Source organism: Isoptericola aurantiacus (assembly GCF_044769875.1).
Lineage (GTDB): Bacteria > Actinomycetota > Actinomycetes > Actinomycetales > Cellulomonadaceae > Isoptericola > Isoptericola aurantiacus.
Genome location: NZ_JBJBAE010000002.1, coordinates 307,023 through 329,794, shown reverse-complemented (window position 1 = coordinate 329,794; position 22,772 = coordinate 307,023). Strand labels below are relative to the sequence as shown.

27 protein-coding genes and 1 riboswitch are annotated in these 22,772 nt (G+C 72.6%); of the genes, 17 read left to right on the top strand and 10 right to left on the bottom strand.

Going from position 1 to position 22,772, the window contains the following annotated elements:
• The first annotated feature begins 73 nt into the window (after positions 1-73).
• Both ACIQLL_RS08340 and ACIQLL_RS08335 read left to right on the top strand, forming a co-directional pair.
• Complete coding sequence (locus ACIQLL_RS08340) at positions 74-895, top strand: alpha/beta fold hydrolase (protein ID WP_402465404.1); 822 nt, start codon at positions 74-76, stop codon at positions 893-895.
• Positions 892-2,346 (top strand): PP2C family protein-serine/threonine phosphatase, encoded by a 1,455-nt coding sequence (locus tag ACIQLL_RS08335; protein ID WP_402465401.1) that lies wholly within the window; start codon positions 892-894, stop codon positions 2,344-2,346. Before ACIQLL_RS08340 ends, ACIQLL_RS08335 begins: the two co-directional genes overlap by 4 nt.
• Positions 2,347-2,348: 2 nt before the next feature.
• Here ACIQLL_RS08335 and ACIQLL_RS08330 read toward each other — a convergent pair whose 3' ends face one another.
• Complete coding sequence (locus ACIQLL_RS08330; protein WP_402465399.1) at positions 2,349-3,140, bottom strand: alpha/beta fold hydrolase; 792 nt, start codon at positions 3,138-3,140, stop codon at positions 2,349-2,351.
• Between the two features lie 101 nt (positions 3,141-3,241).
• On the opposite strand from ACIQLL_RS08330, the gene ACIQLL_RS08325 reads away from it, so the two are divergent.
• The gene (locus ACIQLL_RS08325) at positions 3,242-4,261 is read left to right on the top strand and encodes an LLM class flavin-dependent oxidoreductase (RefSeq protein ID WP_402466275.1); all 1,020 of its coding nucleotides are present in this window, start codon (positions 3,242-3,244) and stop codon (positions 4,259-4,261) included.
• A gap of 17 nt (positions 4,262-4,278) precedes the next feature.
• On the opposite strand, the gene ACIQLL_RS08320 is transcribed toward ACIQLL_RS08325, so the two are convergent.
• Positions 4,279-5,145 (bottom strand): phosphotransferase, encoded by an 867-nt coding sequence (locus ACIQLL_RS08320; protein ID WP_402465396.1) that lies wholly within the window; start codon positions 5,143-5,145, stop codon positions 4,279-4,281.
• A gap of 168 nt (positions 5,146-5,313) precedes the next feature.
• Between ACIQLL_RS08320 and ACIQLL_RS08315 the strand changes: the two genes are divergently transcribed.
• The 11 genes from ACIQLL_RS08315 to ACIQLL_RS08265 all read left to right on the top strand — a co-directional run bounded on the left by ACIQLL_RS08315 (position 5,314) and on the right by ACIQLL_RS08265 (position 14,312).
• On the top strand, positions 5,314-6,696 hold the full coding sequence (locus ACIQLL_RS08315; protein ID WP_402465394.1) for an NAD-dependent malic enzyme: 1,383 nt from the start codon (positions 5,314-5,316) through the stop codon (positions 6,694-6,696).
• A gap of 19 nt (positions 6,697-6,715) precedes the next feature.
• The gene (locus ACIQLL_RS08310) at positions 6,716-7,135 is read left to right on the top strand and encodes an META domain-containing protein (RefSeq protein ID WP_402465392.1); all 420 of its coding nucleotides are present in this window, start codon (positions 6,716-6,718) and stop codon (positions 7,133-7,135) included.
• On the top strand, positions 7,132-8,079 hold the full coding sequence (locus ACIQLL_RS08305; RefSeq protein ID WP_402465389.1) for a methylenetetrahydrofolate reductase: 948 nt from the start codon (positions 7,132-7,134) through the stop codon (positions 8,077-8,079). Before ACIQLL_RS08310 ends, ACIQLL_RS08305 begins: the two co-directional genes overlap by 4 nt.
• A gap of 97 nt (positions 8,080-8,176) precedes the next feature.
• Entirely contained in the window at positions 8,177-8,818 is a 642-nt protein-coding gene (locus tag ACIQLL_RS08300) for a YitT family protein (protein WP_402465387.1), read from the top strand.
• A 50-nt stretch (positions 8,819-8,868) separates the two neighbouring features.
• Positions 8,869-9,312: a helix-turn-helix transcriptional regulator gene (locus tag ACIQLL_RS08295; RefSeq protein ID WP_402465384.1), complete on the top strand. Its 444-nt coding sequence runs from the start codon at positions 8,869-8,871 to the stop codon at positions 9,310-9,312.
• Positions 9,313-9,322: 10 nt separating this feature from the next.
• Positions 9,323-9,733, top strand: a complete 411-nt coding sequence (locus tag ACIQLL_RS08290) for a VOC family protein (RefSeq protein WP_402465381.1) — start codon at positions 9,323-9,325, stop codon at positions 9,731-9,733.
• A gap of 55 nt (positions 9,734-9,788) precedes the next feature.
• Positions 9,789-12,179 carry an ATP-binding cassette domain-containing protein gene (locus tag ACIQLL_RS08285; RefSeq protein WP_402465378.1) on the top strand — a complete coding sequence of 797 codons (2,391 nt, stop codon included), beginning with the start codon at positions 9,789-9,791 and terminating at the stop codon, positions 12,177-12,179.
• Positions 12,176-12,688 carry a GNAT family N-acetyltransferase gene (locus ACIQLL_RS08280; protein WP_402465376.1) on the top strand — a complete coding sequence of 171 codons (513 nt, stop codon included), beginning with the start codon at positions 12,176-12,178 and terminating at the stop codon, positions 12,686-12,688. Before ACIQLL_RS08285 ends, ACIQLL_RS08280 begins: the two co-directional genes overlap by 4 nt.
• 4 nt (positions 12,689-12,692) lie before the next feature.
• Positions 12,693-13,565 (top strand): phosphotransferase family protein, encoded by an 873-nt coding sequence (locus ACIQLL_RS08275; RefSeq protein ID WP_402465373.1) that lies wholly within the window; start codon positions 12,693-12,695, stop codon positions 13,563-13,565.
• A 67-nt stretch (positions 13,566-13,632) separates the two neighbouring features.
• On the top strand, positions 13,633-13,926 hold the full coding sequence (locus ACIQLL_RS08270) for an ArsR/SmtB family transcription factor (protein WP_402465370.1): 294 nt from the start codon (positions 13,633-13,635) through the stop codon (positions 13,924-13,926).
• Positions 13,923-14,312 carry a VOC family protein gene (locus tag ACIQLL_RS08265; protein ID WP_402465368.1) on the top strand — a complete coding sequence of 130 codons (390 nt, stop codon included), beginning with the start codon at positions 13,923-13,925 and terminating at the stop codon, positions 14,310-14,312. Before ACIQLL_RS08270 ends, ACIQLL_RS08265 begins: the two co-directional genes overlap by 4 nt.
• Positions 14,313-14,327: 15 nt before the next feature.
• On the opposite strand, the gene ACIQLL_RS08260 is transcribed toward ACIQLL_RS08265, so the two are convergent.
• A complete protein-coding gene (locus tag ACIQLL_RS08260) occupies positions 14,328-14,699 on the bottom strand; it encodes a VOC family protein (RefSeq protein WP_402465365.1) in 372 nt (123 codons plus the stop codon).
• A 61-nt stretch (positions 14,700-14,760) separates the two neighbouring features.
• The gene (locus ACIQLL_RS08255) at positions 14,761-15,150 is read right to left on the bottom strand and encodes a DUF6578 domain-containing protein (RefSeq protein WP_402465362.1); all 390 of its coding nucleotides are present in this window, start codon (positions 15,148-15,150) and stop codon (positions 14,761-14,763) included.
• A gap of 113 nt (positions 15,151-15,263) precedes the next feature.
• On the opposite strand from ACIQLL_RS08255, the gene ACIQLL_RS08250 reads away from it, so the two are divergent.
• Positions 15,264-15,605: a YciI family protein gene (locus ACIQLL_RS08250; protein ID WP_402465359.1), complete on the top strand. Its 342-nt coding sequence runs from the start codon at positions 15,264-15,266 to the stop codon at positions 15,603-15,605.
• A gap of 95 nt (positions 15,606-15,700) precedes the next feature.
• Here the strand turns inward: ACIQLL_RS08250 and ACIQLL_RS08245 are convergent, their stop codons facing one another.
• A complete protein-coding gene (locus tag ACIQLL_RS08245) occupies positions 15,701-16,018 on the bottom strand; it encodes a DMT family transporter (RefSeq protein WP_402465356.1) in 318 nt (105 codons plus the stop codon).
• 12 nt (positions 16,019-16,030) lie between these two features.
• Positions 16,031-16,094, bottom strand: a riboswitch (guanidine-III (ykkC-III) riboswitch).
• A 218-nt stretch (positions 16,095-16,312) separates the two neighbouring features.
• Between ACIQLL_RS08245 and ACIQLL_RS08240 the strand changes: the two genes are divergently transcribed.
• Positions 16,313-17,437 carry a tyrosine-type recombinase/integrase gene (locus ACIQLL_RS08240; protein ID WP_402465353.1) on the top strand — a complete coding sequence of 375 codons (1,125 nt, stop codon included), beginning with the start codon at positions 16,313-16,315 and terminating at the stop codon, positions 17,435-17,437.
• Between the two features lie 4 nt (positions 17,438-17,441).
• Positions 17,442-18,725, top strand: a complete 1,284-nt coding sequence (locus tag ACIQLL_RS08235) for a phospholipase D-like domain-containing protein (protein WP_402465350.1) — start codon at positions 17,442-17,444, stop codon at positions 18,723-18,725.
• A gap of 120 nt (positions 18,726-18,845) precedes the next feature.
• Here ACIQLL_RS08235 and ACIQLL_RS08230 read toward each other — a convergent pair whose 3' ends face one another.
• The 5 genes from ACIQLL_RS08230 to ACIQLL_RS08210 form a co-directional block, all read right to left on the bottom strand.
• Complete coding sequence (locus ACIQLL_RS08230) at positions 18,846-19,436, bottom strand: MerR family transcriptional regulator (protein WP_402465347.1); 591 nt, start codon at positions 19,434-19,436, stop codon at positions 18,846-18,848.
• A gap of 186 nt (positions 19,437-19,622) precedes the next feature.
• Entirely contained in the window at positions 19,623-20,135 is a 513-nt protein-coding gene (locus tag ACIQLL_RS08225) for a bifunctional nuclease family protein (protein ID WP_402466272.1), read from the bottom strand.
• 87 nt (positions 20,136-20,222) lie between these two features.
• Positions 20,223-20,879 carry a transcriptional regulator FtsR gene (gene ftsR / locus ACIQLL_RS08220; protein ID WP_402465345.1) on the bottom strand — a complete coding sequence of 219 codons (657 nt, stop codon included), beginning with the start codon at positions 20,877-20,879 and terminating at the stop codon, positions 20,223-20,225.
• Between the two features lie 83 nt (positions 20,880-20,962).
• Positions 20,963-21,439 (bottom strand): FHA domain-containing protein, encoded by a 477-nt coding sequence (locus tag ACIQLL_RS08215; protein WP_402465343.1) that lies wholly within the window; start codon positions 21,437-21,439, stop codon positions 20,963-20,965.
• 90 nt (positions 21,440-21,529) lie between these two features.
• Positions 21,530-22,771: a DUF881 domain-containing protein gene (locus ACIQLL_RS08210; protein ID WP_402465340.1), complete on the bottom strand. Its 1,242-nt coding sequence runs from the start codon at positions 22,769-22,771 to the stop codon at positions 21,530-21,532.
• Position 22,772: the final 1 nt, after the last annotated feature.

The window sequence follows — 22,772 nt, the reverse complement described above, 5'->3', positions numbered from 1 at the left end:
GGGCCGCGGCCGCGCGCGGCTTCACCCCGGCGAACCCGTGCGCAGGTCAGCGGTGTGCGTCTAGGGTGAACGCGTGAGTCCTCGCGAGCGGCACCACGTGCAGGTCCTCGGGCGGGCGGACGGCCCGACGTTGGTGCTGGCGCACGGGCTGGGGTGCGACCAGTCCATGTGGCGCCGCGTGGTGCCGGCACTGGCTGCCGAGTACCGGGTGGTGCTGTTCGACCACGCCGGCTCGGGGTCCGCGCACCCCGCCGCGTTCGACCCGTCGCGGCACGGCTCGCTGGAGGGGTACGCGCAGGACGTCGCCGAGCTGCTGGACGACCTCGCGCTCGGCCCGGTGGTGCTGGTGGGTCACTCGGTGAGCGCCACGATCGCGCTGCTGGTGGCGGCGGACCGCCCCGATCTGGTGGACCGTCTGGTGCTGGTGGGCCCCAGCCCGCGCTACATCGACACCGAGGACTACCGCGGGGGGTTCACCGCGGCCGAGATCGACGAGCTCCTGGCCACGATGGAGGCGAACTACCTCGGCTGGTCGACGGCGATGGCGCCGGTGATCGTGGGCAACCCGGACCGCCCCGAGCTGGGCGAGGAGCTCACCGAGTCCTTCGTGCGCACCGACCCGCGCGCGACGCGAGCCTTCGCCCGTGCCACGTTCCTGTCGGACAACCGGGCCGACCTGGCCCGGGTGTCCACGCCGAGCCTGGTGGTGCAGTGCCGCGACGACGCCATCGCACCGCCGCAGGTGGGACGTTACGTCCACGAGCGCCTGACCGGATCGACGTTCGTCCTGATCGACGCGGTGGGGCACTGCCCGCAGCTCAGCGCCCCCCAGGCGCTCCTGGGCGCGATGCTCGACTACCTGCGAGTCGGCGACCACGCCCGACAGGGTCGATGACCGCGGCGCCGCAGGAGTGGCCGGCGTCACCCGCGGGCCTGGCCCGGCTCGACGCGGACGGCTACGTCCTGGCGGCCAACGACACGCTGCTCGGGTGGGTCGCCCCGCCCGAGGACGCCGAGGGAGCCGCGCACCGGGTGCTGGGCCGGCGCGTCGGGGACCTGCTCACCGCAGGGGGACGGATCTACTGGGACACGCACGTGGTGCCCACCCTGGTGCTGGCCGGGACGGTGGAGTCCGTAGCCCTGGGCCTGCGGACCGCGGCCGGGACGCTGCCGGTGATGCTGACCGCGCGGACCGACGCGGCCGCCGGCACCGTGGAGGTCGCGATGATGGCGGTGCGCGAGCGCGCCGAGTTCCACCAGACCCTGATGCGCTCGCACGCCGCGGCCGAACGCTGGGCCGAACGCCTGCGCTGGGTCCAGGACGCCACCGCGGCGCTGTCGCGGGCCGTCGGCGTCCCGCAGGTGCGCGACGCCCTCCTGGACGCCGTCGCGCGCCACCCGTCGGTGGCCGCCGTCGCGCTGCGCCGCCCCCTGCCGGACCCGGCCCCCGACGGTGCCCCGCAGCGCACGACGCCGGGACGGATCGTCGTGGCGGTCGTCGGCGCCTCCGGGTCCCACGGAGACCTGGTGGTGACCACGCACGACCGCGCCGGTGACGCGTCCCTCGACGTGGACGCGCTGGGCACGATCGCCCAGCAGGGAGCGGTGGCCCTGGACCGCGCGCACCTGCACGAGCAGAACGCCTCGGTGGCCCACGAGCTGCAGCACGCCATGCTCACCGTCGACCTGCCCCGGCACCCGGGCCTGCGAATGGCGGCGGAGTACCGGCCGGCGGAGCGGGGCCTGGAGGTCGGCGGCGACTGGTACGACGCGTTCTGGCTGGACACCACCCGGGTGGCCGTCGTGATCGGCGACGTCGTGGGGCACGGCCTGGCCGCGGCGACCGCGATGGGCCAGCTGCGCACCGCGACGCGGGCGCTGGCGGCGCCGGACTGCGGCCCGGAGGTCGTCGTCGACCTCGTGGACCGGTTCGTGGCCGACCGGCACGTCGGCTTCGGCTCCACGGTCGCCTACGGCGTGCTGGACCTGGAGTCCTCGCGGTTCTCGTACGCCTGCGCCGGCCACCTGCCGCCGTTGCTCGTGCGCGCCACCGGCGGCTGCGAGTTCCTGCGGGGTGGACGGTCCACACCGCTGGGCGTGCGCGCCGTCGGCGCCCGCACGCGCGGGCAGGTCCGGCTCGATCCCGGCGACACGGTCCTGCTGTACACCGACGGCGTGGTCGAGCGGCGTGACCAGTCCCTGCCGGACGGGCTGAACGAGCTCGCGCTGGCCGCTGTGACCCACGCGCGTGCCGGCACCCTGGGCACCGGGATCGTGCAGAGCGGCGGGGACGGGCGCGACGACGCCTGCGTGCTGGCCCTGACGTGGGGTGCTCCGCCCGCCTGAGATCAGGGGGCGTGCACGGTGGGGTCGTCGCGCAGCACGTCGAGCAGCAGCGGCTCGATCGCGTCGGGGTCCTCGAGGGTGGGCAGGTGCCCGGCCCAGTCGAGGTCCAGCCGCTCGGCCCCGGGCACGGTGGCCACCAGATGGTCGGCGACGGCGCGGAAGTGGCCCATGTCGTGCCCACCCGACACCACGAGCGTCGGCACGGCCACGTGCTCGGGGCGGACCGTCACGTGCCGCGGTCGGCCCGGGGCGAGACCGCGTTCGGCGGCGTCGGCCTCCGCAGCGAGCTGGACCTCGACGGCGCGGCGCTGCATCGCGGTCAGCGCCGCCCGGGCGGCGTCGTCCGCCCGTGGCCCGAGCCAGGTGTCGACGTTGAGGGCGACCGCGGCCTCGACGTCACCGGCCTCGAGCAGCGCCTCCTCACGGGCCCCGAAGGCCAGCAGGTCGGGGCCGGGCTCGGCCTCGCGCAGCGCCGGGGACACCAGCACCAGCTCGCGCACCCGCTCGGGGTGGCGGGCGGTGAGCTCGAGGGCCACCCGTCCGCCGAGACTGTTGCCGACCACGACGGCGTCAGCGATGCCCAGGTGGTCCAGCACGGCGGCGACGTCGTCGGCGTCGACGTACTCCTCGGCGGGCAGGGGGGAGTCCCCGAAGCCGCGCAGGTCGGGGCGCACCACGCGGAACACCTGGCTCAGGCCGTCCACGACGGGGTCCCACATGCGCCGGTCGGCCACCCCGGCGTGCAGCAGGACGACCGAGGGGCCGCCGCCGGAGTCGTCGTGAGCGAGGATCACAAGCCCGAGGCTACGCCATGGCCCGCACGGCCGTCGGCGCCCCGGCGCGGCCGTCCCCGACCCCGTGGGAATGCCCCGGCGGTCCATCCGTTGTCATGGACATGAAGCGCATCGGGTTCCTGTCCTTCGGTCACTGGACCGACCACCCCTCCTCGGCCACCCGCAGCGCCGCGGACGTGCTGACGCAGTCCATCGAGCTCGCCGAGGCGGTCGAGGACCTGGGGGCCGACGGCGCGTACTTCCGGGTGCACCACTTCGCCCGCCAGCTCGCCTCGCCGTTCCCGCTGCTGGCCGCGGTGGGCGCGCGCACGCGCCGCATCGAGATCGGCACCGGGGTCATCGACATGCGCTACGAGAACCCGGCGTACCTGACCGAGGACGCCGGAGCAGCGGACCTGATCTCCGGCGGGCGGCTGCAGCTCGGCATCTCGCGGGGCTCACCCGAGCAGGTGGTCGAGGGCTACCGGCACTTCGGTCACGACCCCGCGGCGGGGGAGTCGGACGCCGACATGGCCCGGCGGCACACGGCGCGCTTCCTGGAGCTGCTCGCGGGGGAGGGCTTCGCCGAACCCAGCCCGCGGCCCATGTTCCCCAACCCGCCGGGGCTGCTGCGCCTGGAGCCGCACTCGCCCGGGCTGCGCGAGCGCATCTGGTGGGGAGCCGGCTCGCGGGCCACCGCCGAGTGGACGGCCGCCCAGGGCATGAACCTCATGAGCTCGACGCTGCTGACCGAGGACACCGGCGTGCCGTTCCACGCCCTGCAGGCCGAGCAGATCCAGCGGTTCCGCGACGCCTGGGAAGCAGCCGGGCACACCCGCCGGCCCCGGGTGTCGGTCTCCCGCTCGATCTTCCCGATCACCGACGACCGCGACCGCGCCTACTTCGGCGCCGAGACCGGCTCGAGCGACCAGGTCGGCATCATCGACGGCGGGCGGGCACGGTTCGGCAAGACGTACGCCGGCGAGATCGACGAGATCGTCGACGCCCTGGCGGGCGACACCGCCGTGGCCGCCGCGGACACGCTGCTGCTGACGGTGCCCAACCAGCTCGGGGTGGACTACAACGCCCACGTCGTGGAGAACGTCGTCACGCACGTGGCGCCGGCGCTCGGCTGGCGCTGACCGGACCCGTCGGCCGGTCAGAGCGCCGCAGGCTCCCCGGCGTCCAGCGCCGCCGCGATCATCCGACGACCGCGGGCCTCGGACGCCCCGTCTCCGACCCGGTGGGCCCACACCGCGGTGCCGATCGCCTCGCGCACGAGGATGCGCCGCCACGCCGGTCCGCCCCGCGGGTCGGCGCCGTAGCCGTCGACGAACGCCGCCGCCAGGTCCGGGCGGCCGATCCACTGCTGGGCGTCCAGGCGCGCCAGGTCCGTGGCCGGGGGCCGCCACGCGAACCGGCCGAAGTCGATGACCCTCACGATCCCTTCGTCGTCGATCACCCAGCTGCGCGGCCGGAAGTCGCCGTGGCAGGGCACCACCCGCACCGGTGGGTGCGCGTGCGTGCCGATCACCTCCCGCAGCCGGGACACCACCGGCGGGGCGATCCCGTGCGCTCCGGCCAGCCGCGCCAGAGCCCGCGCGTCCTGGGCCGCCTCCCAGTCGCCGTCCACCCGCGCACCGGTGGCGTGCAGGCGGGCCAGCACGGCGCCCGCCTGCCGGTAGGTCTCCGGGTCTCCGGCAGCGGCTGCACCCTCGACCACGTCACCCGGCAGCCACGTCGTGGCCAGCAGGCGGCGCTCGAGGTCGGCGTGCAGCAGCCGCGGTGTGCGGCCGTGCCCCGCCAGCCGCGCCAGCACCTGCTCGTGGGCGTCGAGCTCCCGGTCGCCGTGGTGGACGTCGGCGCCGTAGATCGTGAGGGCGATGTCGCCGACGCCGGCGCGCAGGTGCAGCACCCGGGTGCCGGTCGGCCCGCCGGGACAGCTGCCCACCAGGTCGACCGGACCGAACCAGGAGGCGACGACGTCTTGCCCGGCAGGGTCGAGCCAGGGAAGATCGGTGCTCATCGGGCGAACGCTACCGGCCACCACCACCGGTGAGACGCCGTCGCTCGTCGTGCTCCGGCGGGACCTGACGACCCAGGATCGTCCGGGCGGCCACCCGGCCGCGGGATACTGGAGCCGGCACACCCGCTCGACCGGCCGGCACCGACGCCGCCGACGAAGGAAGGCACCGTGGCACTCCCCAGCCCCAGCTACACCATCACCCTGCGCGTGCAGGTCCCCGCCTCCCAGCGCGCCACGAGCACCGTGGTCGGTGCGGTGGCCGACGCCGGCGCGGCCGTCACCGGTGTCGACATCGCCCACTCCACGCCGGAGGGGCTGGTCGTCGACGTCACCTGCGACACCGTCGACACCCAGCACGGCGAGCAGGTGGTGGCCACCCTCGAGGCGCTCGAGGGCGTGCACGTGCTCAAGTGGTCCGACTCGACCTTCCTGCTGCACCTGGGCGGCAAGATCGAGGTCGCCCTCAAGGCGCCCATCCGCAACCGCCGCGACCTGTCCCGCTCCTACACCCCGGGGGTGGCGCGGGTGTGCACCGCCATCGCCGAGAACCCCGAGGACGCGCGCCGCCTGACGATCAAGCGCAACACCGTGGCCGTGGTCACCGACGGCACCGCCGTGCTGGGCCTGGGCGACATCGGACCGGCCGCCGCGCTGCCCGTCATGGAGGGCAAGGCAGCGCTGTTCAAGCAGTTCGCCGGGGTGGACGCCTGGCCGGTGTGCCTGGACACCACCGACACCGAGGAGATCATCGCCGTCGTCAAGGCCATCGCACCGGTGTACGGGGGAGTCAACCTCGAGGACATCTCCGCACCGCGCTGCTTCGAGATCGAGGCGCGGCTGCGCGACGAGCTCGACATCCCCGTCTTCCACGACGACCAGCACGGCACCGCCATCGTGGTGCTCGCCGCCCTGGTCAACGCGCTCAAGGTCGTGGACAAGAAGCTCGCCGAGGTGCGCATCGTCGTCTCCGGGGTCGGCGCGGCCGGCACCGCCATCATCCGGCTGCTCAAGGCGCAGGGTGCTGAGCACATCGTCGCGTTCGGGCGCGGCGGCGCGCTGCACCCCGGGACGCTGAACGGCGACCCCCACCGCAACTGGATCGCCGAGAACACCAACGCCGGACGCTTCGAGGGCACCCTCACCGAGGGGCTGGCCGGCGCCGACGTCTTCATCGGCGTCTCGGCGGGGGACATCCTCACCGGCGCCGACGTCGCCACGATGGCGCCCGACGCCGTCGTGTTCGCCCTGGCCAACCCCACCCCCGAGGTCGACCCCGTCGCGGCGGCCGAGACCGCTGCCGTCGTGGCCACCGGCCGCTCGGACCACCCCAACCAGATCAACAACGTGCTCGCGTTCCCGGGGCTGTTCCGCGGACTGCTCGACGTCGGCGCCACCGAGATCACCACCGAGCTCATGCGGGTCGCGGCCCTGGCCATCGCCGACGTCGTCGCCGACGACGAGCTCAACAGCGCGTTCGTCATCCCCGGCGTGTTCGACCACCGCGTGGCCGAGGCCGTGGCCGAGGCGGTGCGCGCCGTCGCCGACGCCTGAGCCCCACTACCCTGGGCGCGTGACCGTCGCCCGCACCCCGCACCGCACCCTCCTGCTCCTCGTGGCCCTGGCCGCGCTCGCGGCCTGCAGCCCGTCCGGCACCGACGTCGCCGGCAAGACGTTCGTGTCCACCGACGTCACCGGTCACGAGCTGGCCGAGGGATCCCAGATCGTGGTGGCGTTCACCGAGGACGCGGTGGGCGCCCGCCCCGGCTGCAACAGCATGTCCGCGCCTGCGACCTGGGACGACGGCACGTTGCAGCTCACCGCCGCACTGAGCTCGACGAAGATGGCCTGCCCGGACGCGCTCCTGGACCAGGACGCCTGGTTCGGCGACCTGCTGGGCGCCGGACCCACCCTCGAGCTCGACGGGCAGACGCTGACGATCACGGGACCGGAGGCCACCGTCGTGCTCGACGAGGAGGCCGAGGCCTCGTGACGGGCACCCGGCACGCACCCGGGGCGCCGCTCGGCCGTCCCGGCGCGGACCGCCCCCTGCTGTGCTTCGCGATCACCCCGCCACGGCGCACCACCGCGCCCCCGGACGCGGCCCGCATCGCCAGGCGCACCGTGGAACGCCTCGACGGCCTCGACCTGGACGCCCTGGTGCTCTACGACATCGACGACGAGGCCGACCGCAACCCCGAGGACCGGCCGTTCCCGTACCTGCCCACCCTGGACCCCGGCGACTTCCACACCACCTACCTGACCGACTGGGACCGTCCCGTGGTCGTCTACCGCAGTGCCGGCAAGCACGACCCCGACGACCTCGCCGCCTGGTTCGCCGCCCAGGACCCCGCCCGTGTCAGCACCGTCCTGGTGGGCGCCTCGTCCCGCCACAGCGCGGTGCGCACCACCCTGCCCGAGGCGCAGCGCCTGTGCCGCCGGCACGCACCCGGCCTCCCGCTCGGGGGAGTGGCCATCCCCGAGCGCCACGAGTCCGGCGACGACGAGCACCAGCGCATGCGGCGCAAGCAGGCCGCCGGGGTCGGGTTCTTCATCACCCAGGTCGTCTACGACGTCGGCGCCGCCAAGTCCATGGTCTCCGACTACCACTACGCCTGCCGTGACGACGGCACCGACCCCGCGCCCGTGGTGTTCACCCTGTCGGTGTGCGGTTCGCGCAAGACGTTGGAGTTCCTGGAGTGGCTCGGGGTGCACGTGCCCCGCTGGATGCGCAACGACCTGCGCCACGCCGCCGACCCCCTGGCCACCTCCTACGACCAGTGCGTCGCCATCGCCGCCGACCTGGCCGACTTCTGCACCCGGCACGCCATCCCGTACGGCTTCAACGTGGAGTCCGTCTCGATCCGCCGCGCCGAGATCGAGGCGTCCGTGCGCCTCGCCGCCCACCTGCGCCGCCAGATCGACGCCCGCACCTGACCCCCGGCGGCGCGCCGCGCCGGACGTGGCAGCATGGCTCGGGCGCGGTCACCCCGCGCCCCGACCGTCCACGGACCCACAAGGACCACACGCACCGATGCCCACCACGCCGCCCGCACCCGTCGACCGGCCCGGCACCTCCGCCGGGGTCAAGCACTCACCGCTCGAGGACGCCCTGGGGATCCTCACCGGCACCTTCGTCGTCTCGCTGGGACTGTTCCTGCTCGAGTCCGTCTCCGCGGTCACCGGCGGCACCGCCGGGCTGTCCCTGCTGGTCAGCTACGTCGCCCCGCTGCCGTTCGCCGTGCTGTTCGCCGCCGTGAACCTGCCGTTCTTCCTGCTGGCCATCACCAAGAAGGGCTGGAGCTTCACGCTGCGCACCGGCGCCGCCATCGCCCTGGTCTCCGGGTTCTCGCTGCTGCACCCGGCCGTGTTCGGCACCCTCGAGCTGCCCCCGCTGTACGGGGTCCTGGCCGGCAACACCCTCGCCGGCGTGGGCCTGCTCATCCTGTTCCGGCACCGCTCCAGCCTCGGCGGCTTCAACATCCTGGCCCTCATCGCCCAGGAACGGCTCGGCTGGCGCGCCGGCTACGTCCAGATGGCCCTGGACACCGCCGTCGTGCTCACCGCACTGACCGTCGTGCCCGCCACCACCGTGCTGGTGTCCGCCCTCGGCGCCGTGCTGCTGAACCTCATCCTGGCCGTGAACCACCGCCCCGGGCGCTACACCGGCTACTGAACCCGCCGGTCGGGCACCGCCCGGGCCACGCGAGGTGGCAGCATCAGGACATGGCCCGCACCGCCCACGACCAGCACCTGCGCGACCTGGCGCTCCTGCGCCGCGTCCGCGACCGCATCGACCGCGAGCACGCAGCACCCCTGGACGTCGAGGCGCTCGCCGCCGGCGTCGGGATGTCGGCCGGGCACCTGAGCCGGCAGTTCAAGGCGGCGTTCGGCGAGTCGCCCTACAGCTACCTGATGACGCGGCGGGTCGAACGCGCGATGGCGCTGCTGCGCCGCGGTGACCTCAGCGTCACCGAGGTCTGCTTCACCGTCGGCTCCTCCTCGCTGGGCACCTTCACCACCCGGTTCACCGAGCTGGTCGGCATGCCGCCCGGCGAGTACCGGCGTCGTGCCCGCACCGCGCAGGCCGCCGAGCTGCCGTCCTGCGTGACCAAGCAGGTCACCCGACCGATCAGGAATCGAGAAGCGCCGCCTTCGACGAGTGCCTAGGTTGACGGACATGGACATCACCATCCACACCACGTTCCTTCCGCACACCGACCCCGAGGCCTCCCTGGCCTTCTACCGCGACCAGCTCGGCTTCGACCTCGTCCAGGACGTCGGCTCCGGCGCCATGCGCTGGTTGACCCTGGTCGCGCCCTCCCAGCCCGACGTCCGCCTCGTCCTGGCGCCGCCAGCCGCCGACCCCGGCGTGACCGACGACGAGCGGCGCACCATCACCGAGCTCATGGCCAAGGGCAGCTACCAGTCGATCATCCTGGCCACGGCCGACCTCGACGGCGCGTTCGCGCAGCTGCAGGCCGCCGACGTCGAGGTCGTCTCCGAACCCACCGAGCAGCCCTGGGGGGTGCGCGACTGCGCCTTCCGTGACCCCGCCGGCAACATGGTCCGCATCGACGAGGTGCGCTGACCGTCCGCCGCTAGCCTGAAGCCCACCGCTGCTGCGACGAAGGAGACTCCCGCGCATGGCCCCGAGCACCCCGCCCCCACCGACCGGCACCCACCCCGCCGACGCCCACGACGTCATCCGCGTCTCCGGTGCGCGGGAGAACAACCTGCGCGACGTCAGCGTCGATCTGCCCAAACGTCGCCTGACGGTGTTCACCGGCGTGTCCGGCTCGGGCAAGAGCTCGCTGGTCTTCGCGACCGTCGCCGCGGAGTCGCGCCGGCTGATCGACGAGACGTACTCGACCTTCGTGCAGGGGTTCATGCCCTCCCTGCCGCGTCCCGACGTGGACCACCTGTCCGGCATCACCACGGCGATCCTGGTGGACCAGGAACGCATGGGCGCCAACGTGCGCTCGACCGTCGGCACCGTCACCGACGCCCATGCCATGCTGCGCAGCCTGTTCAGCCGCATCGGCGACCCGTACGTCGGCCCGCCCACCGCGTTCTCCTTCAACGTGCCCACCTCCAGGGCCTCCGGGGTGATGAGCACTGAGAAGGCCGGCGGGGGGACCGAGAAGAAGATCGTGCGCGAGCAGGTCTACCTGGGTGGGATGTGCCCCGAGTGCGAGGGGCGCGGCACCGTCTCCGACCTCGACCTGTCGGTGATCGTCGACGAGTCGAAGTCCCTGAACGACGGCGCCATCCTCGTGCCCGGCTACAAGGCCGACGGCTGGATGGTGCGGGGCTTCTCCGAGTCCGGGTTCGTCGACGGCGACACGCCGGTGCGCGACTACACCGACACCGAGCGGCACGACTTCCTCTACCGGGACAAGGGCAAGGTCAAGGCCCTGGGCATGAACATGACTTATCAAGGCCTCATCCCGAAGCTGCGCGAGTCGATGTTCTCCAAGGACCCCGAATCGCTGCAGCCCCACGTGCGCCGGTTCGTCGAGCGTGCCGCCGTCTTCGGACCGTGTCCCGCGTGCGGGGGCACCAGGCTCAACGACTCGGCCCGCTCAGCCGTCGTCGCCGGCCGCACCATTGCCGACGTCGCCGCGATGCAGATCACCGACGCCGCCGCCTGGGTACGCGGCATCGACGACCCCGGCGTGGCACCCCTGACCGGGGCGCTGGAGCACCTGTTCGACTCCTTCGTCGAGATCGGCCTCGGCTACCTCTCCCTGGACCGCCCCGCCGGCACCCTGTCCGGGGGAGAGGCGCAACGGGTCAAGATGATCCGACACCTCGGCTCCGCCCTGACCGACGTCACCTACGTCTTCGACGAGCCCACCATCGGCCTGCACCCCCACGACATCGCCCGGATGAACCAGCTCCTGGTCGACCTGCGCGACAAGGGCAACACGGTGCTGGTCGTCGAGCACAAGCCCGAGGCCATCGCCGTCGCCGACCACGTCGTCGACCTCGGACCCGGTGCCGGCACCGACGGCGGCACGATCTGCTACGAGGGCACCGTCGACGGCCTGCGTGCCAGCGGGACCCTCACCGGCAAGCACCTCGACGACCGCGTCGCCGTCAAGGACACCGTCCGGCAGCCCACCGGCGCCCTGGAGATCCGCGGCGCGAACCAGAACAACCTGCAGGGGATCGACGTCGACATCCCCACCGGGGTGCTCACCGTCGTCACCGGCGTCGCCGGCTCCGGCAAGAGCTCGCTCATCCACGGCAACCTCGCCGGCCGCGACGGCGTCGTCGTCGTCGACCAGGGCGCCATCAAGGGCTCCCGCCGCTCCAACCCCGCCACCTACACCGGGCTGCTCGAACCGATCCGCAAGGCCTTCGCGAAGGCCAATGGCGTCAAGCCCGCCCTGTTCAGCGCCAACTCCGAAGGCGCCTGCCCCACCTGCAAGGGCAACGGGCGCATCTACACCGAGCTCGGCTTCATGGAGACCGTCGAGACGCCCTGCGAGGACTGCGGCGGCAAGCGATTCCAGGCCGCCGTGCTCGACTACACCCTGGGCGGCAAGAACATCGCCGAGGTCCTCGACCTCTCCGTCGCCCAGGCCCACGACTTCTTCTCCGCCGGTGACGCCAAGGTACCCGCCGTCACCACCACCCTGACGCACCTGCGCGACGTCGGACTCGGCTACCTGCACCTCGGCCAGCCGCTCAACACCCTGTCCGGGGGAGAGCGCCAACGCCTCAAGCTCGCCATGCACATGGGCGACCCCGGCGGCACCTACGTCCTCGACGAACCCACCACGGGCCTGCACCTCGCCGACGTCGCCAACCTGCTGTCGCTGCTCGACCAGCTCGTCGACGCCGGCAAGACCGTCATCGTCATCGAGCACCACCAGGCCGTCATGGCCCACGCCGACCACCTCATCGACCTCGGCCCCGGCGCCGGGAACGACGGCGGCGCCGTGGTCTTCGAAGGCACCCCCGCCGAGCTCGTCGCCTCCCGGTCCACCCTCACCGGCGAGCACCTCGCCGAGTACGTCGACGCATGAGCACACCCGCCCCCACGTTCCTCGTCCGACCGGCGCTCGCGGACGACGTCGGCGCCATGGCCCGCATCCACGTGCGCTGCTGGCAGCAGGCATACCGCGAGCTCGTGCCCGACCACGTCCTGGACGACCCCGGGTTCGTCGACGCCCGCGAACGGCTGTGGCGGGCGGTCACGACCGACGAGCGCTACGCCGCGAACCGCGCCGTCGTGGCGGAGACCGACGGCCACGTCATCGGCATCGCCATGACCGGACCACCGTCCGACGACGACGCGACCTGGGACCGCCAGATCTTCGTGCTCTATCTCGACGCCGCCCACCACGGCAGCGGCGCCGGCACCGGACTGCTGGACGGCGTCCTCGACCCGCACCAGACCGCCGCACTGTGGGTCGCCGATCCCAACCCCCGCGCCCAGGCCTTCTACCGCAAGCACGGCTTCACCCCCGACGGCGTCAGCACCGTCGAGGACGGCGTCACCGAGCTGCGCATGCTGCGCATCCCGACGGCCTGACCACATGGCACACGAGACCCGCTACCCCCGCCCCGACCAGCCCACGCTGGACGCCCTCGTCACCACGGCGCTCGCGGACTTCGGCACGCCGCCCCACGAGCCCGAGTGGGTCGAGCACGGATCGAACACCCTGGTGGCGCTCACCGACCGGGTGGCGGTCCGCATCGCGCGGCAACGACAGGCCGGGGGAGAGGTGCTCCGGTCGCAACGACTCGTGGACGCCCTGCCCGACCTGCCCTTCGACGTACCACGGTCGCTTGCCGCGCCCGTCGAGATCGACGGCCACGTCGCCGTCGCCACTCGTCGCCTGCTCGGCAGCCCCCAGCCGACCACACGCCCCGACGCCGGCGCGCTGCGCGAGGTGCTCGACGCCGTGCACGGCGTCGACGCACCCGCGCTCGAGCCCCACCTGGCCCCGCGCCGGGCGTTCTGCGGGGGAGAGGACTGGGAAGCGACGCTCCGCGACCGCGTCGTGCCCCTGCTCGCCGCCGATCTGCACGACGAGGCCCTCCGACGCATCGACGCGCTCGCCGCCGTCGAGCAGGCACCCCGTACCGTCAACCACGGAGACCTCGGCAGCAGCAACGTCCTGTGGCACGGCGACCGCGTCGGTGCGCTGCTCGACTGGGACCTCACCGCGCTCGAGGACCCCGCCGAGGACGTCGCCACCGCCGCCACCTCATTCGGGCTGTGGCCCTCGGTCGAACACCTCGCCACCATCGCCATTGCCCGGCGAGCGCGGGCCTTCGCCGGCACGTTCCCCCTGCAGATCGTCGCGTTCAGCGTCCGGAACCGGCGACCCACCGACGAGCTCCGGCGAACGCTCGCCCGCGCACACCGCGCGCTGCAGAAGCCGGCGCTGACCGGGGGCGCCTGACACCGCGGCCACAACGGGGGAGCCGCAGCACTGGACAGGCAAGCATAAACTTGCCTATCGTGACGTCGTGACCGACGGCCTGTACAAGGCGCTCGCGGACCCGACGCGGCGGACGATCCTCGACGAGCTGACCGAGCAGTCCGGCCAGACCCTGTTCGAGATCGTCACCCGCCTGACCATGAAGCACGGCTCGTCCATGTCCCGCCAGGCCGTCTCGCAGCATCTCGCCGTGCTCGAGTCGGCAGGTCTGGTCACCACCCGCCGCGAAGGCCGCTACAAGTTCCACGACCTCGACACCGCACCGCTACGCCAGATCGTCGAGCGGTGGCCCGTACCCGACACCCCGGAGGACGAGTCATGAAGATCCACCTGACCAGCATCTTCGTCGACGACCAGGAGAAGGCGCGGCAGTTCTACACCGACGTCCTCGGGTTCGTCGTCAAGCACGACATCCCGATGGGGGAGCACCGGTGGCTCACCGTGGTCGCATCCGAGGACCCGGACGGCGTCGAGCTGCTCCTGGAGCCCTCCGACCACCCGGCTGTGGGCCCCTTCAAGGACGCGTTGGTCGACGACGGCATTCCCGCCGCGCAGTTCGCCGTCGACGACGTCCACGCGGAGCACGAGCGCCTGCGCGGGCTCGGCGTGCGGTTCACCCAGGAGCCGCTGTCGATGGGGCCGGTGACCACGGCCGTCCTGGACGACACCTGCGGCAACCTCGTCCAGATCGCCGCGACGGCCGAGTAGTCCGGGCGCCTGGCGTCACACGTGCTGGTCGACCAGCACCGGGTTCCCGTCCGGGTCGACGAGGACGAAGCTGCCGGGACCGCTGCCGGACTCGTCGACCTCGCTGGTCGGCTCGGCACCGGCCTCCTTGAGCCGGCGTTGCAGCTCGCGCACGTCGGTGAATTCACCCACGGGGCGTGCCTGCTGGTCCCACCCCGGGTTGAACGTGAGGATGTTGCGCTCGAACATGCCCTGGAACAGTCCGATGACGCGGTCGCCGTTGCGCAGCATGAGCCAGCTCTCGTCGGCGTTCCCCCCGAACACGGTGAAGCCGAGGCGCTCGTAGAACTCGCGCGACGCCCCGAGGTCCCGCACGGCCAGGCTGACGGAGAATGCTCCGAGGTCCATGAGGGCTCCTGTTCGTGGACCGACGACGTGGTCCAGTGTGCACCGCTGGTGCCGGGCATGCTCAGGCGAGGTCGAGGGCGACGAGGTGGCCCCGCGCGTGCAGAGGTCCGCCGGGATCGTGCCGGTCGTCCGGGAACCGGGGCGCGGTCGCGACGTCCCGAAGAACCGTCGTACCGCCGACGCGGACGAGCGACACGCCGTCCTCGAGCAACCGTTCACGACACGAGACACGTCGGATCCGGGTCACGACGCCCTGAACGCGGGGGAGCGGCGGCTCCTCGTGCTCCATGCGGACCGCGCCCACCTGCGCCGTCAGGTCGGCCCCCAGCAGCGCCGTCAGGTACTCGACGTCGACCTCGTGGCGGCTGAGCGCCCAGTCGACGCGGTCACCGATCGAGAACTCGTCGCCGCAGCAGTCGTGCTCCCACTGGGCGTACCACACCAGGATCATCCGGACATCACACGCGACGTGCCCAGGTCCCGCAAGCCCGTACGACAGGACATTCGGCGGCGCACGCGGGATCCTGGCGGGAGGTCGCTCTCACGCGGACCCGAGGAGACGTCATGACCAAGTACCTGATCTCGTTCCCGAGCGCGGCGATGGACGTAGGACCCGACGAGCTGCCGGGGGTCGCCGAGGCGGCGCACGCGGTGGTGCGCGAGGCCCAGGACGCCGGCGTGTGGGTGTTCGGCGGCGGGATCGACGAGAGCGTCGCGCCGGTCAGGGTCGACGGCCGCGGGACGGTGTCCGCGGGCACGTATCCGCAGACGACGCACATCGACGGCGGATACTCGGTGCTCGAGCTGCCGACCTACGACGCGGCGCTCGAGTGGGCCGCGAAGATCGCGACGGCCTGTCGGTGCGCCCAGGAGGTTCGCGCGTTCGGGGAGGACGCCGAGGCCTGACGGACAGCGCTCCTCGCTGGATTCGACCCCGAACCGATAATGCACATTATGTCATTACGGCACGGGAACACGACCGGAAGCGGTCCCCTGCGCGGTCAGTGTGCGGTCACCTTGAGGCCGGCCACGCAGCCGACGATCCCGAGGATCAGCAGGATGCGCACCACGGTGACCGGTTCGGCCCCGGTGAGCATCGCGTAGCCGGCCGTCAGCGTCGCACCGATGCCGACCCAGACGGCGTACGCCGTGCCGACGGGCAGCTCGCGCAGCGCGTACGCCAGGCCGACCATGCTGGCGGCCAGCGCGACGCCGAAGACGATCGACGGTCCCAGGCGAGAGAAACCCTCGGAGCGCCCCAGGGCCGTCGCCCAGACGGCCTCCAGCACACCGGACGCGACCAGGATGAGCCAGGACATGAGATCCACTCCCCGATGCCGTCTTGTCGCGTTCCGGGTACGGCATCCCTCGTCCGGGGGTCCTGTCGGGCCCTGCCCCGATGATGTCACGCGCTGCCGGCCCGGTAACCCCCGGGACCGGTGAGACTCGCCACCACACGCGCTCCGGTGCGGGTGGCGCTATCCTGGAAACGGACATCTGACCCAAACCATTGTGTTTAGTGCAACACCATGGTTTCGTGCGAGACCCCGATGTCGGTGGCCCGCCCTAGCCTGGAACACGTCATCCCAGGTCACAGAAGGGACAGCCCACCCGTGGTCGCACCTCCCCGGCTCGAACGGATCAGCGTCGCCCGCGCGGGCGACCGGTACCTGTCCTCCGTCCACGTCGAGTCGGTGCGCGGTGTCCTCTCCCCCACGACGGAGCGCTCCTACCGCCGCGACGTGACCGAGCTCGTCCGCCTGCTCGGACCGGACCGCGTGCTCGACGACGTCACGGGAGACGACGTCGACGACGCGCTGGTGCGCTATCAGGCCGCCGACGACGGTCGGTACGCGGACCCGGGTCGCAAGCCCGGCCCCGGTCGCTCGACCGCGACGGTCAACCGGTTCCGGCAGTCCGTGCGGCGGTTCTTCTCCCACGCGGTGAGGCAGTGCTGGGTGCAGGCCGACCCGATGCAGTGGGCCGCTCCCCCGGCCAAGATCCGCGAACAGCTGCGGGTCGAACGCACCGCGCTGTCCGCCTCGGCGGCCCAGTCCCTGCTGACCACGGTGCGGGCGCCGTCGGCCGGCGGAGGCGTGCCGGAGAATCAGCCTCCGATCCGGCGCGGCGACCAGCGGCTCGCGGCCCGGGACCGTCTCGTGGTCGCTCTGCTGCTCGTGCTCGGACCCCGCGTGTCCGAGCTGGCTCGTGCCGACGTCGCCCACCTGGCCCGCGAGCCCGGCGAGACCCGATGGCGGATCGTGGGCAAGGGCGGCACGCATCGCACGGTCGCGCTGAGCGCGCCGCTGGCCGACGCGCTCGAGGACTACCTCACCACCCTGCGGCCCCGTCTGGCCGCTCGCCGCCCGGACGACGCCGACGCGCAGCGCGCCCTGCTGCTGTCCTGGCGCGGCCGCCGCATCGACACCCAGGCGATCCGTGGCCTGCTGACTCGCGCCGTGGGCCGCATGCCCGAGGCCTACCGGCGTCCGGCGACCCCGCACGCGCTCCGGCACACGACCGCGACGCTTCTGGTGGCGGACGGATGGGACGTCAAGGTGGTGGCCGAGCTGCTGGGCCATGCGTCCATCGCCACGACGGGTGCCTACCTCGACCGGATCGACGGCGAGCTCGCCGCGGCGATCCGCACCCATCCCCTGACCGGCGCGCTGTCGGAGGATTCACACGACCTTTCGGTCGAATCGTCGGGCGCGAACGCGCCGTCGCCGCTACCGTGAGTGCGTGCCCAGACCGCAGCAGCGTGCTTCCCTCTCACCGGTCAACATCCAGGTCGACTGGCGCCGCATCCGCAGGATGGCCGGACGCGCCGCCGTGGTCGCGGCAGCGATACCGCTGACGGCGGGGGCCACGGTCATGGCAGCGGACAAGATCCGTGGCCAGCGCTACCCGTTGAACAAGAAGTTCCCCACCGCCGAGCCGAAGTCGGTGGGGATCGACGGCAACGAGGCGATCGTCTTCACCTACGGCGCGGATCTGTACGACTCGATGATCGAGGCGATCGAGGCGGCGGAGCACACCGTCTTCCTGGAGTCGTACATCTGGAAGGGCGACGCCACCGGCGAGCGGTTCAAGCAGGCGCTGTCCGCCGCGGCACGGCGTGGCGTGCAGGTGTACGTGATCTACGACGGTTTCGCCAACCTCGTCGTGCCGCAGGCCTTCTACACGTTCCCTCCGCAGGTGCAGGTGCTGCGCTTCCCGGCCCTGCGTGCGGGACTGCTGACGCTCAACCTGCGCCGCTCGGGCCGGGACCACCGCAAGATCCTGGTGGTCGACGACGAGGTCGCGTTCGTCGGCGGGTACAACATCGGCGAGGAGTACGCCACCAAGTGGCGCGACACGCACCTGCGTCTGGAGGGGCCTGCCGCCTGGGAGCTGCGCAACGCGTTCGTCGACTTCTGGAACAGGTGGCGCACCGGCAAGCACCCGGTGCTGCAGGACAAGGGTGCCGAACACTGGCAGCCGGGGCTGCGGGCGGCCCGCAACTCACCCAGCGACCTGGTCTTCCCCATCCGTGGGATCTATCTGGACGCCATCGACCGGGCGACCAGCCACATCTACATCACGCAGGCCTACTTCATCCCGGACCGGGACATCCTGGACTCGCTGCTGGAAGCGGCCGCCCGCGGTGTCGACGTGCGGGTCCTGGTCCCCGAGCGCTCGAACCACTCGCTGGCGGACTGGCTGGCCCGCGGCCGCTACACGAAGCTCTTGCGCGGCGGTGTGCGGATCATGCTCTACGAGGGCGCGATGGTCCACGCCAAGACCGCGACGATCGACGGCCGCTGGGCGACGGTGGGGACGGCCAACATCGACCGGCTGAGCCTGACGGGGAACTACGAGATCAATCTCGAGATCGTCGACGCCGACCTGGCGCGCACGCTCGAGGACGTCTTCCGTATGGACGAGTCGAACTGTCACGAGCTGACGTTCGAGGACTGGCGGAGCCGATCGTTCCTGACGAAGATCGGCGAGCGTGTCCTGGAGCCGCTCGAGCCGCTGCTCTGAGTCGGACCGCCGGACGGTCGACCGGACCGCGACCGGGCGCGCTGGGCACGGCACCGTTCCCGCGTCCGCCGGCTGCTGCACGACGACGGACGTCCCCCTGGGGACGTCGCTCGCGCGGACTCAGCCGGCGTTGCGCGCCCGTCGGCGGGCCGCGAGCTCGTCGCCGGCCTGCACCAGGTCGTCAGGGACCTCGTCCTCGAGCGACTCGGTGGGCATCTGGGACAGCGTGCCCTCGATCTCGCGCCACACACGGCCCACGGCGATACCGAAGACACCCTGGCCGCCCTGGACCAGGTCGACGACCTCGTCCGGTGAGGTGCACTCGTACACCGAGGCGCCGTCGCTCATCAGGGTGATCTGCGCGAGGTCCTCGACCCCGCGCTGTCGCAGATGTGTCACCGCGGTGCGGATCTGCTGCAGGGAGACGCCGGTGTCCAGGAGACGCTTGACGATCTTGAGCACCAGCACGTCGCGGAAGCTGTACAGCCGGTGGGTGCCCGATCCGGTGGCGGGACGGATCGACGGCTCGACGAGGCCGGTGCGCGCCCAGTAGTCGAGCTGACGGTAGGTGATGCCCGCCACGCGGCACGCCGTCGTGCCCCGGTACCCGGTCCCTGCGTCCTGCTCCGTGAGGTCCTCGCCGAAGAGAAGCCCTTGAGCACCGACCGGGGGTGCGCCGACCTGGGCGCTGGCCTCACCCGTGCTGTCCACTGTTCCTCCCGAGATGTCACTGCCACGCTATGGCGCCCTCTGGGGGCCGTCAACGACGTCGCCCCTGAGCACGTCGGCGTGTCGCGCCGGCGAGGTCCGTGTCGTGGTCCGCACCTGCAGCCCCGACCCTGCGGCCGAAGATCGTGCTCCCACGGTACGCCCCCGTCACGAGATCGCGTCCGAGGCTCACGGTGGAGTGTCGTCGCCCACGTCGGGCTCGTGCGGTCCTCCCGCGGCCGTGAAGTCCTCGGCGGTGACGTGGTCGAGGAAGTCGCGGAACTTCTCCATCTCCCGCTGCTGGGACATGTCGACGACCTCGACCCCCGCCGCGGCGACCACCTCGGCCGAGCACAGCACGGGGCTCCCGGTCCGCACGGCCAGCGCGATCGCGTCCGACGCCCGGGAGTCCAGCCGGACGCCGGTGGACAGCACCAGCTCGGCGAAGAACACCCCGCCGTCCAGGGCCACGATCTCGATCCGGTCGAGGTCGACCCCCACGGCGCCGAGCAGGTCGCGCAGCAGGTCGTGGGTCATGGGCCGCGGGGTGGCGACGCCGGCCTGGGCCATGGCGATCGCCGAGGCTTCGCGGGCGCCGATGACGATGGGCACGGCCAGCTCTGCCGCGGTGTCGAGCAGCAGCACCACGATCTCCTGATCGCGCTCCTGCTGCCGCACCCCGAGCACCTCGACCGGAACCATCGGGGCTTGCGCCTCGTCCTCACGTCCCACCCGTCCACGGTACGACGGCGCGGGCGCACCCGCGCCGGGAACGGGCGGCCCGGGCCGTCAACCCAGGTCGGCGGTGCCCTGCCGGATCCAGGTGCCGTGCAGCCGGGCCAGGAGGTCGCCCAGCTCGTCGGCGAGCTCGTCGGCGCGTGCCCGGCCCGCGGAGGTCTGCTGGCTGCGGTACGGGGCCACGACCTGGTCCACCAGTCCCACGTGACGTTCGGCCGACGCCCGCAGCGGCCGCAGATGCCGGGGTTCGATGCCGTGCTCGGACAGCTGCACCACCAACCGGACGACGTCCGGTGCGGTGGCGTCGAGCGAGCCGGAGACCGTCCGCAGCACCCCGGCGTCGACGAGCGAGCGCACCAGTGAGGTCGTGGCCCCCGTGGCCTCGGCGACCGACTCGACGGTCCACCGCCGACGGCCCGCATCACCGGGCACACCCTCCGACGCGGGCCGCGGGGCAGGCCGTGGGCCGTCCTCGCCCGTGTCCATCGCGGCCAGACGTTCCTTGATCACCTTCAGGGGCAGGTAGGAGTCGCGCTGCTCGGCCAGGACGAACCGCAGCCGCTCGACGTCCGCGGCACTGTACTGGCGGTAGCCGGCGGCGGTGCGCACCGGCGTGATGAGTCCCTGCTCCTCGAGGAACCGCAGCTTGGAGTGCGACACCGCCGGGAAGTCGCCCCGCAGCTGGGCCAGCACCTGCGAGATCCGCATGTCCGGCTGCCGGGAGATCCCCCGGGGCCAGGGTTCAGGCAGGTCCGCCGGCTCCGGGCTGCTCCGGGCCTCGGCCCTCCCGGTCACGGGGTCGGCGCCTGGACGTCCCGTGGCGCCTGCGGGCTCGCGTGGAAGGACATCCGGAACTTGCCGATCTGGACCTCGTCGCCGGTGACGAGCTCAGCGGCGTCGATACGGTCGCGGTTCACGTAGGTCCCGTTCAGCGAACCGATGTCCCGCACGACGAACCGTTCCCCGTCCCGCACGAACTCGGCGTGCTTGCGCGAGACCGTCACGTCGTCCAGGAACACGTCCGCGTGCTCGCTACGGCCGGCCACCGTGCGGTCCGAGTCGAGCAGGAACCGCTCCCCCACCGCACCGGAGCCGTACTGGACCACCAGCAGGGCCGAGTGCCGCGGCAGCGCCGACACCGCCGCGGCCTCCTCCGCCGTCAACGGAATCCGCGGGTTCTGCTCCTCCGCCGAAGCGCCGATCCTGCCGAGGTGGGCCGTGGTGTCGGCTCCTGCCTCACGCGGCGGGAGTGCGCCAGGGTCCGTCATCAGTCCTCCTGCTGGATCGAGCGTTCCGACGTGCACCGTCGTCCGCTCAACCTACCCCGTCGGAAGCCGTCGCGGGAAGCCAGGACAGGATCACTCGTCGGGGCGCTGCGGCGTGGCGTACTGCGGCTCGGCAGGCTCGCGTACCGCGGTGACCTCGACGACGTCCTTCGCGTTCGTGGTCGCCTCGGCGCCCTCCGTGCGCACCGTCGCCAACGCTCCGCCGGGAATCTCCAACGCAGGACTCAGCGTCGCGGGGTCCCCGATCACCGTCCACCGGTACGGGGACTGCAACCGGACACCGTCGACCAGGATCCCGCCGTCGGCGTCGAGGAACCACGTCGAGGTCACCAGCCGCAGTCCGTTCAGCTCCACGACCTCCGCGCCCGCGTTGCGCAGCTCCTCCAGGACGTTGAACATCTTGGCCGCGGGGAGCAGACCGTCCGGGTCCGAGATCACGATCTCCAGCCCGGGCCCCGTCGCGGGCAACCGCCCCGACAGGATCCCCTCGGACGCGGCCCGCTCCTCGGCCAGGTCCACCGCGGCCTGCGCCTGGCCGCTGCCCGACCGCAGCTCGTCCCGGGTCTGCGACAGCTCGACGACCTCGTCCTCGAGCTGCTCCGAGCGCTGGGTGACCTCGTCGAGCAGTCGCACCAGGTCGTCCTGACGTGCCGAGCTCAAGGGATCCTGCGACGACTGCTGCACCTGGACCACCAGGGCGAACCCCAGTGCCGCGCACAGCAGCATCACCAGCACCTGGGACCTGTTCGCACGCGGTCGCGTCGTGCCCAGCAGGGCGTGCCAGCCCCTGGGCCGCTCCGCCGCCGAGGGTGCGGCGTCACCGTCCGGGGATCGACGCTCGAGCCCGTCAGGGAACGGGTCCGGCTCGCCCCGGTCGTCCGGGCCGGCAGCCAGTGGGTCCGGTCCCGCGGCGGCGTCCTGCTCGACACCTCCCTGCGGGTCCGCCGGGTCGCCGTCGGCCACGGCGGCGCTCGCGGCGGAGGCGTCCCACAGCTGGTCGTCGTCCACGGCGAGCTCGGAGACCGGTACGGACAGATCCAGCGGGTCCGCCGGGGTGGTCGCGGCCTCGGGCGTCGGCGGCTCCTGGTCCGGTTCGACGGCGCGATCCGCCGCGACAGGTCCGGCGGCGACGTGCCCCGCCGCGCCGGCCTCGACGTCGTCGTCGTCGCTCGGCACGTCGTCGCTCGGCTGGTCCGTCGGCGTTCCCGGGTCCTGAGCCGGCGGCACGTCGAGGGCCTCGACGTCGTCACCCGGTGTCCGGGCCGACGCAGCGGACTCGTCGGTGTGCTGTCCGGGCTCGTGCTCCTCGTTCATC